12 protein-coding genes are annotated in these 12,039 nt (G+C 69.3%); 5 read left to right on the top strand and 7 right to left on the bottom strand.

The features are described 5' to 3' along the window. Positions 1 to 73: 73 nt before the first annotated feature. The 3 genes from ACF08M_RS37705 to ACF08M_RS37695 form a co-directional block, all read right to left on the bottom strand. Positions 74 to 2,596, bottom strand: a complete 2,523-nt coding sequence (locus ACF08M_RS37705) for an FtsX-like permease family protein (protein ID WP_392189817.1) — start codon at positions 2,594 to 2,596, stop codon at positions 74 to 76. A 3-nt stretch (positions 2,597 to 2,599) separates the two neighbouring features. Then, on the bottom strand, positions 2,600 to 3,370 hold the full coding sequence (locus ACF08M_RS37700) for an ABC transporter ATP-binding protein (protein ID WP_392189816.1): 771 nt from the start codon (positions 3,368 to 3,370) through the stop codon (positions 2,600 to 2,602). A 66-nt stretch (positions 3,371 to 3,436) separates the two neighbouring features. Then, entirely contained in the window at positions 3,437 to 3,697 is a 261-nt protein-coding gene (locus tag ACF08M_RS37695; protein WP_392189843.1) for a hypothetical protein, read from the bottom strand. A gap of 397 nt (positions 3,698 to 4,094) precedes the next feature. Here ACF08M_RS37695 and ACF08M_RS37690 point away from each other — a divergent pair, with 397 nt between their 5' ends. Next, on the top strand, positions 4,095 to 4,778 hold the full coding sequence (locus ACF08M_RS37690; RefSeq protein WP_392189815.1) for a hypothetical protein: 684 nt from the start codon (positions 4,095 to 4,097) through the stop codon (positions 4,776 to 4,778). Position 4,779: 1 nt separating this feature from the next. On the opposite strand, the gene ACF08M_RS37685 is transcribed toward ACF08M_RS37690, so the two are convergent. Both ACF08M_RS37685 and ACF08M_RS37680 read right to left on the bottom strand, forming a co-directional pair. Next, complete coding sequence (locus tag ACF08M_RS37685; RefSeq protein WP_392189814.1) at positions 4,780 to 6,024, bottom strand: amidohydrolase family protein; 1,245 nt, start codon at positions 6,022 to 6,024, stop codon at positions 4,780 to 4,782. 63 nt (positions 6,025 to 6,087) lie between these two features. Then, the gene (locus tag ACF08M_RS37680; protein ID WP_392189813.1) at positions 6,088 to 7,650 is read right to left on the bottom strand and encodes an MDR family MFS transporter; all 1,563 of its coding nucleotides are present in this window, start codon (positions 7,648 to 7,650) and stop codon (positions 6,088 to 6,090) included. Between the two features lie 186 nt (positions 7,651 to 7,836). Here ACF08M_RS37680 and ACF08M_RS37675 point away from each other — a divergent pair, with 186 nt between their 5' ends. Beyond that, a complete protein-coding gene (locus ACF08M_RS37675) occupies positions 7,837 to 8,517 on the top strand; it encodes a TetR/AcrR family transcriptional regulator (protein WP_392189812.1) in 681 nt (226 codons plus the stop codon). On the opposite strand, the gene ACF08M_RS37670 is transcribed toward ACF08M_RS37675, so the two are convergent. After that, positions 8,490 to 8,750 carry a hypothetical protein gene (locus tag ACF08M_RS37670; RefSeq protein ID WP_392189811.1) on the bottom strand — a complete coding sequence of 87 codons (261 nt, stop codon included), beginning with the start codon at positions 8,748 to 8,750 and terminating at the stop codon, positions 8,490 to 8,492. The genes ACF08M_RS37675 and ACF08M_RS37670 overlap by 28 nt on opposite strands. Before the next feature lie 405 nt (positions 8,751 to 9,155). Here ACF08M_RS37670 and ACF08M_RS37665 point away from each other — a divergent pair, with 405 nt between their 5' ends. The 3 genes from ACF08M_RS37665 to ACF08M_RS37655 all read left to right on the top strand — a co-directional run bounded on the left by ACF08M_RS37665 (position 9,156) and on the right by ACF08M_RS37655 (position 10,951). Beyond that, positions 9,156 to 9,521, top strand: a complete 366-nt coding sequence (locus tag ACF08M_RS37665) for a YybH family protein (protein WP_392189810.1) — start codon at positions 9,156 to 9,158, stop codon at positions 9,519 to 9,521. A gap of 177 nt (positions 9,522 to 9,698) precedes the next feature. After that, a complete protein-coding gene (locus ACF08M_RS37660) occupies positions 9,699 to 10,067 on the top strand; it encodes a VOC family protein (RefSeq protein WP_392189809.1) in 369 nt (122 codons plus the stop codon). Positions 10,068 to 10,252: 185 nt separating this feature from the next. Continuing rightward, positions 10,253 to 10,951: an enoyl-CoA hydratase/isomerase family protein gene (locus ACF08M_RS37655; RefSeq protein ID WP_392189808.1), complete on the top strand. Its 699-nt coding sequence runs from the start codon at positions 10,253 to 10,255 to the stop codon at positions 10,949 to 10,951. A gap of 65 nt (positions 10,952 to 11,016) precedes the next feature. Here the strand turns inward: ACF08M_RS37655 and ACF08M_RS37650 are convergent, their stop codons facing one another. After that, the gene (locus ACF08M_RS37650) at positions 11,017 to 11,826 is read right to left on the bottom strand and encodes an MBL fold metallo-hydrolase (protein ID WP_392189807.1); all 810 of its coding nucleotides are present in this window, start codon (positions 11,824 to 11,826) and stop codon (positions 11,017 to 11,019) included. Between the last annotated feature and the right edge of the window lie 213 nt (positions 11,827 to 12,039).

Here is a 12,039-nt window from a genome sequence, read left to right as displayed (position 1 = left end):
CCGAACTCCGTCTCGCCGACTGAGAACGCATCACCCGTGGGCGCACCCGACTGATGCGGAGCGGTGTGCGGTGCTATTCGCGGATGCCCATTCCCTCGACCGGCGGGGTGCGCAGGAGCCGCCCGATCGGGATGACCGTGGACACCAGCGCCAGCGCGACCGCACCGCCGATGACGACGACCAGGCCCAGCGCCGGAACGTACGGGACGGGCTGCCCGGCAACGGCGTTGACGATCGAGGACAGCGTGACTGCCGCGACCGCGACGCCGATCGTGAGCGCCACGCCCAGCAACGCGGCCTGCTCGGCGTTGGCCATCCGCTTCGCCTGGCGGCGGGTCACCCCGACCAGGCGCAGCAGCGACAGCTCCCGGGCCCGGCCCAGCGCGGCCATGATGAGCGTGTTGGCGGCCGCGAGCACCGCGTACCCGACCAGCACGGCGACCAGCAGCCGGTTGAGCCAGGAACTGATCGCCAGGTCCTTGGCCAGCTCGCCGGTGAACTGATCGGCGCCGGTCACGGTGCTCGCCGGGTACGCACGCGCGAGCTTCGCCAGGGCCGGCCCCACGTCGGCGCCCGGCGCGCTGCGGATCAGCACGTGGTCGTCCAGGCCAGTCGCGGTGTGCCCGGCGAGCGTTTCGTTGGCCAGTGTGACGTCGCCGAACCCGAAGCCCCGGCCGTAGACGGCGACGACCCTCAGGGTGACCGGCGTTCCGTCCCCGAGCCACATCCTGGCCGTGCTGCCGACCTTCCAGCCCGACGTGTCCGCCTGGGACGAGGAGACCGCCACCGTGTCGCGGCCCCGCAGATCGTCCAGGTTCCCGGACGTCACCTTCAGGTTCGTGGTCTTGCTCGCACCCTGGGGATCAATGCCTTGCGCGACCACCGCCATCGCCTCGTCCACGAAGGGCACGAGCACCGAGGTACGGCGGACCCCGGTCGCGGAGAGCACCCCGGGGATCTGCCGGGTCCGCGAGGCCGCCTCGGCGGGCAGGCCCGCGCCGCTGACCAGCGCGTGCTGGGCGATCGTGCCCTCCTCGCTCTGGATCACGGTCTGGCGTTCCAGGTTGTCCTGCAGGAACCAGACGGTGCCGCCGAATCCCACGGAGAGCACCAGCGCCGTCAGGACGGCGACCATGCCGCGCGCGTTTGCCCGCAGGTTCGCGGCGGCCAGGTATCCGCTGTCGCCGAACACTGTCCGCAGAACCGGGGCGAGCGCCACGGCGGCGGCCCGGTTGATCCACGGGGCGAGCAGCGCGACCGCCAGAACGAACGTGTACAGCATGCCCACCGCGGATCCCATGGCGGTCTGGCCGCTGGTGCTGCCGGTGAGGGCGATCAGTGCGAACGCGACGCCGAGAAGCGTCATGCCGGACACGATCCGGACCTTGCCGCCCAGAGTCCGCTCCACGGACGCCTCGCCGAGCGCCTCGGTGGGGCGGATGCGGGTGGTGCGCCGGGCGGCGATCCAGGCGGAAAGCAGCGCGACGGCGGCCACCGCGACGGTCACCGCCGGCGCGGCCAGGACCCCGCCGTTCATGGTGAACGTCTCCGGGACGAACCCGCGGGTCACCAGCTCGTCCCTGATCCAGAGGCCGGCGAGCAGGCCGAGTGGGACGCCCACCACCGCCGCGAACAGGCTGAGCATGCCCACCTCGCCGAGGATCAGCATCCGCACCTGGCCCGGGGTCGCCGCGATCGCCCGCAGCAGGGCGAAGTCGCGGCGGCGGTGCCGCACCGACAGGCCGACCGTCGCGGCGACCACGAAACCGGTGATCAGTGCGGCGTAGCCGCCGAACGCACCGCCGGCCTCCACGGTGAAGCTCTTGGCGGCAGCCGCCTCGGGCTGCTCGGCCAGCCCCCGCTCACCACCCGTGTACACCGTTGTCCCGGTGCCGTCCGTGATGCGCTTCACCGCGGCGGTGACGGCCGCCCGGTTGGCGCCCTTCGCAGGAAGCACGCCGATCGCGTCGACAAGGCCGGGACGGGGGGAGAGCCGGGCCGCCTGTGCGTCGGTGAAGAACAGCGGCCCGCGGGCGCCCGACGCCCTGACGACGCCGCTGACCCGGACCTGCTGGGCGGCACCGTCGGTGAGTATCGTCGTGATGCTGCCGGAACGCAGCTTCCCCGCCGCTGCGAGCCGCTGGTCCACGGCGATCTCGCCCTCGGCCTGCGGCTTGGTGCCGGATACCACTGTGTAGGGAGTGAGCGCCGCGCTTCCCCAGCCGTGGCCCGTGACCGGCACCTTCGGCGCGACCGCCGCCGCGACGCTGATCGTCCGATCTCCCACCGCCCGCGCCACGCCGGGGACTGCGGCGACCTTGCCGACCAGCGACTCCGGGACGCCGCCGCGCTCGGGCAGTGTCACCGTGCTGGTCTCGCGCTCACCGAAGCGTTCCGGCCCCTGCACCGTGAGTTCATGCTTGGCGACGACGGCGAGTGCCCCGCCGTACCGCTGCGTCTCCCCGTTGTACCGCAGCCCCGACTCCACGAGCACCCCGCACACCGTAAGGATCACGACCCCGGCAGCGAGCGCAATGAACGTGGCGACGAAGGTGCCCGTGCGGTACCGCAGCATCTGTGCGGCGAGTCCGAGCACCGCTCAGCCCTCCCGGCTCGTGACGGGCTGCTGCCGGCGGCGGTCGAGCATCGCCAGCTGCTCGGCGATCCGCTGGACGCCGGGCTGTGGCATGTCCTGCATGATCCGGCCGTCGGCCAGGACCACGACGCGGTTGGCGTACGACGCGGCGACCGGGTCGTGGGTCACCATGATCACCGTCTGCCCGCCCTGGTCCACCACCGACCGCAGCAGGGCCAGAACCTCGGCGGCTGTCTGCGTGTCGAGTGCCCCGGTCGGCTCGTCGCAGAAGATCACCTCGGGCCGGGTGACCAGCGCCCGCGCGATCGCCACCCGCTGCTGCTGGCCGCCGGACAGTTCCGCCGGGCGGTGCCCGAGCCGGTGGCCCAGCCCGACCCGTCCGATCACCTCCGCGAGCCACGCCGGGTCCGGGCGCCTGCCGGACAGCCGGGACGGCAGCAGGATGTTCTGTTCCACGCTGAGCGCGCCGACCAGGTTGAACGCCTGGAAGATGAAGCCGATCCGGTCCCGGCGCAGCTCGGTCAGCTGCTTCTCCGACATCGACGACAGGTCGGTGGCGCCGATCATGACACGGCCCGAGGTGGGCCGGTCCAGTCCGGCCGCGCAGTGCAGCAGGGTGCTCTTACCGGACCCGGACGGCCCCATCACCGCCGTCATCGTCCCGCGGAGGAACCGGACATCGACCTCGGCCAGCGCCGTGACCGGTTGATCACCTCCGTAGGTCCTGCTGACCCGCTCAAGGCGGACGGCGGCGGCGGGCAGGGGCACTGACATGGGCGAGTACCTTCCAGGGGCCTGAATTCGACAGCTTTCGACGGTAGGAAAAGCGCCCCGGTCCCATCAATGCAGCCAGGTGCCCACGTGAAGTAGTGCAGGCACCACCGAACGCCTCTTTCCGGCACCGACCGCGATCAGCGCTACGCACAGCGGGTGCTGCTGGTCGCCTGCGTCGAGGACGCGAATACTCGCGAGGAACGCGCGGTGGACCCGGTGGCCAGTGGCGTCGATGCCGTTGGCGAACCGGCGCAGGACATCGCGCCGCTCGGCTGCGAGAGGACGAAAGACCGGCGCACACTGTCCGGAGGCGGAAGAGGGCGGCAAGGCACGACGGCTCGCGCGGCGGCGCAAACGTCCCCTCCGGGCTTCCCCTCGGACTCGATGGGGCCGGGGCCGCCGAGCACTTCTGGACGCGGTGGGAGGGTGCGGAACCCGTTTGTCCGCCACCCTCGGGGCGACGGACATCAGCCCCGACAGTGGAACGACGCGCCGCCCCCCGTAGCATAATCCCGCCATCACGGACAACTCGGAAGGAACGCTGCAGGGAGAAGCAGCGCGGAGCGGCAACTCGGGGGCTCCGGACGGGATACGTGAACCGACCGGGCGCCCGCGCGGCACCGGCGGGGCGGGTCCCGCGCCCCGCACCGTGTGGGGGATCGTGCGCGCCGCCTTACGTGCTCTCCAGCGTGGTCGCCACGTGTCATACGGATTCACGCTTGCCGTGAGCGAGTTGACGGCTCTCCCCGGCATCGGAGTCCTGGCAGTGGGGCTCGGCCTCGCGTGGCGCGCCTTCGAGGACGCACGCCGCGATGCCGAGGCCTCCATTGCCAACGAGGACTCCTACGGCGCGTACGCGGACCAGTGGGACACGCTGCTCAGGGTCGGTGCCGTCGTGACGGTCCTGCTGCTCGTGCTCGCCGCTGTGGTCCTCGCCCTGCTGCACACCGCGCACGCCGTCACCGTCCTGCGTGCCCCGAAGGAAGACGGAATTCACAACACGGGCGAACTGCGGCGCCACACGCTGGGGCACGCCGGGGCCGCCCTACAGGTGCAGTTCTTGCACCGGTCTCTGCAGCGGTGCTCCGGTGCTGCTCGGTGCGGCCCTCTGGCTCGCGATGGAGACGGGCAGGGTGCCGGGCTTCGAGCGCGGCAGCCTCACTTCTGTCGAGGGGCCGCTGGGCCGGCCGCCTGGGGCCTGGGCGTCAACCGCACCGAACCCGTCGAACCGACCCTCGCCCTCGACGAACCCTACGGCTCCGGCATCCTCGCCGGCGGCATCACCTGGCCCCCGGGACACGCACCCGTCGTCATGGCAGTCCTCACGACAAAGCCCGCGCCCGACGCCTCGCCCGACAATCTTCTGAGCGCCGAGACCGCCACACTGCTGGCCAGCACGCTCACCTGACTCATGGAACGGACACTGGCCCGTCAGTGTTCGTCGCTCGGCCTCCGCGACGCCAGATGGTGTTGATGTCGAGGCTGTGGGAGATCTCTTTGAGGGGGTTGCCGTCGACGAGCAGCAGGTCCGCGCGCAGGCCGGGCGCGATGCGGCCGCGGTCGGCGAGGTTGAAGCAGCGCGCGGGTACTGACGTGGCGGCGGCCAGGGCAGCTTCGTTGGGCAGTCCGGCCTGCACGAGGAGGGCGAGTTCGTGGTGGACACTCGCACCGTGCGCGACGCCTCCATGGGAGGGCACGGGGATGGCTGCGTCGGTGCCGGCGAGGATGTCCACCCCTGCCGCGTGGAGGGCTGCGACGCTGTCGAGGACGTGCTGGAGGTTGCCCTGGGGGAAGGTGTTGAACCTGCCGCGCAGGGTGTCGAGCCATACCTGGGGCAGGCGGCTGGCGACCCGGGGGTCGTCGGCGATGTGGGCCGCGTCGTGACCGATGAGCGAGGAGCTGACGACCAGGCAGGGCGTCACGAAGACATCGGCGTCGGCGAGGGCATTGACGATCCGTTCGTCGGCCTTCTGGTCGATGAAGAGGTGGGCGAGTCCGTCGGCGCCGGCGTCCAGGGCCTGGCGGGTGGCGTCCAGGGTGATGGCGTGGGCAATGACCTTGAGGCCGAGCTTGTGGGCTTCGTCCACAGCGGCCTTGATGGTCTCCATGTCGAGCACGGGTAGACCGGGGTGGCCCATGGCCGTCCCCTCTTCGATCATCACCTTGATGTAGTCGGAGCCGGCCTTGGCGAAGGCCTGTACGTGCGCGCGGGCCTCGTCGGGGGTGGCCGCCGAGGGCATGACCCATCCCTCGTGCTCGCCTGCTCTCGGGTCGTGCTCGCCGAGCCCTTCCATCAGCTCAGAGGGGTGGCCGCCCTTGGCCATCAGCGCGATCAGGGCGCTTCGGACATCGGCGATCGTGTCGTCGGCGTTGATCTCGGTGCGCTGTTCGGGAGTCCAGTAGCCCTGCATCTCCAGCTCGGTGGTGACGCCGAACTTGAGCGCTTCACGCAGCGAATCGATGGAGGTGTGCACATGGGCGTCGATGAGGCCGGGCATCAGGGTGCCGCCGCGCGCGTCGACGGTCTCGGCTCCGTCCGGCGCGGTCGGGGCGCCGACTGCAGTGATCGTCTGGTCGTCGAGGGTGACCGTGGTGGCGTCCAGCAGCGTGTGGCCGTCAAAGACGCGGGCGTTGGTGATGTGTGTGGTGGTCATGGAGTTTCCCGGTGTCGAGGGGGTGGTGCAAGAGCGGGTGGCCGGCCATGGTGCAGGTGCCGGTCAGATGGCGGGGACGGACTTGGTCCTGGGCTTCGCCGGGGCGGCCCCGCCGAGCTTGCCGCGCAGCGGCACTTCCTTGATGAACAAGGCGGCGATGAGCGCGGCAAGGGCGATGCACGCGCCGGTGAGGAAGATGAGGTGGGTGGCGTGGGCGACATCGTGGATGTACATCTGACGGGCGGCCGCGGACAGGTGCTCGGTGGCGTGGCCGGGGTTGGATCCGTCGCCCGGTGTCTGGCTGGCACTGCCGGCGACGGCGCCGGTGAACAAGGAGGCGAACACGGCGATGCCGAGCGAGCCGCCCAGGTTGCGGAAGAGGTTGGTGGCGGCCGAGGCGGAGCCGATGTCGCGCAGTTCGACGGCGTTCTGCGCGATGGTGTTGGCCATCTGCAGCGTGAAGCCGGTGCCCGCGCCGACGATCGCCATGTAAACGCTGGTCAGTACGCGCGAGGTGTCGGCGCCCATGGTGGACAGCAGGCCCATGCCCATGACGAGGCAGATCGCGCCAATGACCGGGAAGATCTTGTACCGGCCGGTTGCCGTCATGACCTTGCCCGCGATGTTCGACGCTATCAGCGTGGCGATCATCATGGGCAGCAGGAGCAGGCCGGAGTGGGATGCGGAGGCTCCCTGGACAAGCTGCTGGTAGAGCGGCAGGTAGAGGGTGGCACCGAACAGGGCGATGCCGGTGACCGTGAGCAGGATCGCGGAGAGTGGGAAGTTGGGGTGTCCGCTGTAGATGCGCAGCGGCATCAGCGGCTCCTTGACCCGCCGCTCGGTGGCGATGAAGGCGGCCAGCAGCGCAACGGCGATGACGGCCAGGCCGATGATCTGCCGGGAGTTCCAGGCGTAGGTGCTGCCCGCCCAGGTCGCGGCCATGATGAGCGCGGAGATCACGCCGGTGAGGAACGTGATGCCCCACCAGTCCATGGTGACCTTGCCCTGACGCTGTACGGCCGGGACGCGCAGCACGATCCAGCACCAGGCGATGCAGATCAGGCCGATGGGCACGTTGATGTAGAAGGCCCAGCGCCAGCCCAGGTGGCCTGTGACGAAACCGCCGACGAGGGGCCCGCCGAGCTGTCCGATGGCCATGACGCCGGCGACCATGCCCTGGTACCTGCCGCGCTCACGCGGCGGCAGCAGCGCGCCGATGAGGGCGAACGCGCCGGCTCCCATGCCGCCCGCGCCCAGGCCCTGGATGACACGGAAGATGATCAGCGCGTTCATCGACGGGGCCATGCCGCACAGAACCGACGCCACGAGGAAGAGAACGATCGAGGCGAGGAACACCGTCTTGCGGTTGAAGAGGTCGCCGAGCTTGCCCCACACAGGTGTCGAACAGGCGGTGGCCAAGGTGTACCCGGTGACGACCCACGACATGTGGTTCAGGCCGCCGAGGTCGGCGACGACGGTCGGCATCGCTGTGCCGACGATCAGTCCGTCGAGCATGGACAGCAGCAGGGCCAGCAAGATGCCGAGCAGGACCCAGCGGATGTTCTTGGGAACTTCGATGGCATCGGCCGGTCTTACGGCGTCCGCCTGGCTGGAAGGGGACGTCATGACAGATCACGCCTTTCAGGGCTGCGCGGTGGACAGTGACCCGTTCACCCTAACGAACATGTTCGTAACGAACAAGTTCGTAGCTTCCGCGGGAACCCGTACGGCAAGAGGCCCATTGGGGACGCCGTCTTTGAAGCCGAAAGCGAACGCGTTCGCTCCGAACGTGTTTCGTCTTAGAATCGCGACATGCCTGCCTCGCAGAGCCGCCGCGAGCGGCCCGCCAAGCCCGCCCTCACCCGCGAGGGCATCATCGACACCGCCGTCAAGCTCATGGAGCAGGAGGGCCTGCAGCGCGTCACCATGCGCCGCCTCGCCCAGGCCCTCGACACGGGGCCGGCCTCCCTGTACGTGTACCTCGCCAACACCGCTGAGCTGCACGCCGCGATCCTGGACCGGCTGCTGGGCCGGGTCGACCTGGACGTCACCCTCGCAGGAGCGGACTGGCGCGGCCGGCTGGATGCCGTGCTCGCCAACTACGAAGAGGTCCTGTTTGCTCACCCGGCCCTTGCCCGGTCCGCGCTGGTCGCCCGCCCTGCGGGTGGCAACTATCTCGCCCTTCTGGAGACCCTGCTCGCGCTGCTCGCCGAAGGCGGCGTTCCCGATCTCCAGGCCGCGTGGGGTGTCGACGTGCTGCTGCAGACCGCGACCGCCTCGGCCGCCGAGCATTCCGCCCGCCGCGAGGATTCCAACGCCGAACAGGACTGGAACCAGCTGCGCCAGGCCCTCGCCGGGGCCTCACCCGACGTGCACCCGCATGTGCGTGCTCAGGCCGACAACCTCGTCTCCGGTACCCCGGCCGAGCGCCGACGCTGGGGCATCGACACCCTCCTGAACGGCATTCAGGCCACCACACCACAGTCCTGGTAGGGGCTGGAACCTGCCCCACCTGCCGACAATCCACCCCATGGCAGCCCCACGACACCACCCGGCAAAGCCCTGCTGGGGCGGGCCGCTTCCCGAGGGTCGGCGACGCCGGCCTCTCCCCGCCGAAGGGCTTCGGCGACGACCGCCTCGACCATGCCCACCTGGGCATCGGAGATCTTCTGCGGGCGGCGGATCGATTCGGTCTGATTGCCCAGTTCCAGGGTGAGATTGAACAAGCACCCCGAGGTGGTGCCGCAGGTCTTCTGGCCGTCGCGCTGAGCCGCCCCGCTCTCCTCGAACAGTTGCCGCAGTCGCTGCGGGGTTCCGCATCGCTGCCGAGGACCGTGAGTGCCAGGCCTCCCTGGAGTCGAAGAAGTAGTGGAAGCTGCCCCTGGCGCACCAGTCGACCTGCAGATCTCGGCCACGCCCAGCGCTGAGTGACCGCGCAGTTCGATCAGTGACTGCACGGCGGTGATGATCTTCTCTCGGCGTCACTCGTCCGTCCCGTGTTGCTGGTATGCGACCGCTCGACTAGTCTGTACTAGACCGGTCGCCTAGTTGGGGTCGGTCCGGCGGCATGAGGGGATCATTGAGTCAGGTGCCGCCTTGTCATCCCTTACGCATGGACAAGAGGTAACTCGATGAGCAATCCGATGCACAACGTACTGAAGAACTGGAAGGCCGCCTTCGATGGCCATGAGCCCGACGTCATGGCCGACCTGTTCACTCCCGACGCCCTGTTCCAGGGATTCGGACCCGAGGTCCTCTCCGGCCGGGATGCCGTACGCGACTACTACGCCGCCGTCCCAGGCAATCGCAGCGCCAACGTGACGATCCTCCACACCTACACGATGGGCGAGCAGATGGCCGGAGGCTTCGCGGACGTCACTTTCGGTGACCCGGACGGCTGGGAGACCGCGGTGCACATGTCGCTGGTCCTCCAGCGGGACGGCGACGCCTGGCGCATCCGCCAGTACCACGTCTCCCGGGTCAGCACCGAGCACTGAACCTCCGCCAACTTGAAACCGCAGGTCAAGGGGCTGGTGTGACCGGTTCTCGGGGTGCTCACGCTGGTCGTGGGCGGTAGTCTGGGGCGTAGATCGTCTGGCAGGGCGGCCTTGCCGATGAGTTCACCGTCCGCGAACGGTCTACCCAGCGACACGACCGTTCTCGATAGGAGTGCCATGTCCACCATCCAGCCAGTGATCCTGACTGCCGACCAGGACGTCCTGCTGGGCTTCTATACGAAGTTGTTCGGCGCCCAGGAGATCTTCCGGGTGCCGGAGGAAGGGCCGGCCTTCTACCGCGGCTTGCGCATCGGCGACACCGACCTCGGGCTGGTAACCAAGACGGACCTGGGGACCGGGGCGGCACCGCGGATCCTGCTCAGCATCGGTGTCGACGACGTCGACGAGACGCTCGGCCGCGTGGAGGCTCTGGGCGGCTCGGTCCGCAGCGGCCCCAACGACATGCCGTGGGGACAGCGCGTCGCCCACATCCAGGACCCCGACGGCAACCCGGTGAACCTGACCCAGCCGATCCCGGCCCAGTGACACTCTTCCAGGTGCTTGCGCTGGTCGTGGGCTGTCTGCGGTAGAGATCATTTGCCGGTTGTGGCTTCGATGCCAGGCGAACAGCGCTGCTTGGGGGTGCTGTCTGAGGAGTAGATCGTCTGACGGAGCCGGACGGTTCGTTGATTCCTGCTCGCTGGGGCGGGGCGGCCTTCTGCGATCCGTACATGGATCCCGAGCTGCCGGAACGGATCACCGCGCGGCGGGCGGAGCTGGACGAACTCGAGGAACAGCTGGCCAAGCAGCTGACGGAGGTGCGAGCCGAGCGGGATGAACTCGCCGTCGCCGAACGTGTCCTTGAGCGAAAGGGTGAACAGCTCGCCGACGAACGCGCCTCGGCCGCGCCGACGCCCGGACAGGTGGGGGGACGAGCGGTGATACTGACCGGCCACCGGCGCGACGCAGCCGACGCGCTGTACACCGGGCTGGCCATGCACTTCATCCCGGCGAACCGGCTCGACGCGGTCGCGGACGCCCTGGCTGATGACGTCGGCATCCCGGTGGACACCGCTCTGGAGTGCCTCGGCCAGCAATCCCCGGTGGGGGACCGTCAGTTGGAGAAGGTGCGAGGAGAACTTGACTGGGCGTTCGGTGTCATTGGCGTCGCCGGGATCAGGGAAAGGCTGCACTGCCTCGACAGTCCGTGGGCAGTGGCCACGCGGGACACTCTCGACGCCGTCTCGCCGCAGAGCCTGCGCATCGCCCACGCCCTGCTGACAGCCGGCAGGCAGCGCACAGTGCGGGAGTGCCTCGATGCCGATCTCCGGCTCGCACAGTCGACCATTCGTCCCCCCGGCTTCCTGGAGAGAGTCCGAGCGGCCTTGGTCGACAAGGACCGAACTCCCTTATGGAAATACAGGTATTGATCAAGCAAAGCCGTCAACTCAGCTGTGTGAATGGCAAGTTCTTATGGCTGAGTGGACGGATTTGCTCAGGGGCGCAGGGTCACCCAGTCTCCGTGCGGCGAGATCCGCAGGAGGGAGGACAGGCCCGCTTCGCTGAACGCCAGCTCGATGTCCGTCAGCCCTTCGGTGAAGTGGGTCCAGCCGTCGTAGTGGGCCGGAATCACGATGCCCGCGTCCAGGACGGCTGCCGCCGCCGAGGCCCGGCAGCTGTCCAGGGAAAGGGGACGGCCCTCGAATTTCGCGGGCACGCGCGCCGCCCCGGCGTTCAGTACGGCTGCGCCGATGTCCGGTACGCGGCGGGAGATTTCCGCGACTGTACGGATCGAGGCGTTGTCGCCACTCACGTAGACGGTGGGAAGGCCTTGTCCCGACAGCACGAACCCGGTGACCTCGCAGTTGACGTTCCCATCCGCGTCGCGCTCGCCGTCCTCGGGACCGTGGACCGCAGGAACGGCCAGTACGGTCAGATCGCCGTTGCCGTCCGCGCGCGGCAGGGCATAGCTCGTCCAGGGGGAGAGGCCGACCGCCGGGGAGCCGAGCCGGCCGGCGGAACGGGGACCGGTGAGGACCAGCGGGGCAGCCAGCGCGAAGGCGCGGCCGTGCTCGTCGAGGTTGTCCGGATGCAGATCGTGACTGACCAGAACGAGATCGACCGGGCCCAATTCATCCGCGCCGACACCGGGCCCGGCCGTCTTGGTGAGGTATCCGTGAGGACCGGCGGCGTCGAAGGTCGGGTCGGTGACGATGCGCAGGCCGCCGATGTCGATGACGGCCGTAGGACCGCCCAGGACCATGACCGCGCACTCCTGCCGGGGCAGCAGCCCTGTCGTCGTCATCGCTGTCCTCGCCGAGTCGTCTCGGTCGCTTCGTTCATGTTGCCGAGAATAAGAACCTCACGCACGCGCGTGAAATGCCTGCCGTGATGCATCCATGTCCGGCAGACATGGATGCTGATCACCCCCGTTATGTTTTTCGCGGTCCTGCAAGAGGGCCGCTGGCCTCCGGGCCCGGCATGACTGTTGCCCCCTGTCGAACGGATGACCTGGGGG

Source organism: Streptomyces sp. NPDC015032 (genome assembly GCF_043080425.1).
Taxonomy (GTDB): domain Bacteria; phylum Actinomycetota; class Actinomycetes; order Streptomycetales; family Streptomycetaceae; genus Streptomyces.
The sequence above is the reverse complement of the archived record's forward strand: the minus strand, read 5'-3'. Positions and strand labels throughout refer to the sequence as shown.